This is a genomic window from Halalkalibacter oceani (assembly GCF_023715605.1).
In the GTDB taxonomy this organism is placed as follows: domain Bacteria; phylum Bacillota; class Bacilli; order Bacillales; family Bacillaceae_D; genus Halalkalibacter; species Halalkalibacter oceani.
The window spans coordinates 1-312 of record NZ_JAMBOL010000093.1 but is presented as its reverse complement, the minus strand read 5'-3'; the positions used below and the strand labels follow the sequence as shown (position 1 = coordinate 312).

The following is a 312-nucleotide window of genomic DNA, read 5'->3' as shown; positions in this document are numbered from 1 at the left end:
GCAACGTCCTACTCTCACAGGGGGAAGCCCCCAACTACCATCGGCGCTGAAGAGCTTAACGACCGTGTTCGGCATGGGAACGGGTGTGACCTCTTCGCTATCGCCACCGGACTTTTGATCGGCAGATAACCTCATTAGGCTCTCTTTGATCAATCTATATCGGGGAAGATCGCAATGGCTCCGTGCGCTACTCGTCTAGAGTGGAGAACCCCACTCCTCTCTAGACTTTGAAAAACTTGTAGCGACTCCGCACATTGCTTCGCCCAGTCCCCAAAAACAGGGGACTTGGGCTTGATTCTTTCAAAACTAGAT

The 312-nt window shown here is 52.2% G+C and carries 1 rRNA gene; it reads right to left on the bottom strand.

The window, feature by feature from the left end:
• Positions 1–111, bottom strand: a 5S ribosomal RNA gene (rrf, locus tag M3202_RS22140); the annotation flags it as partial.
• Positions 112–312: the final 201 nt, after the last annotated feature.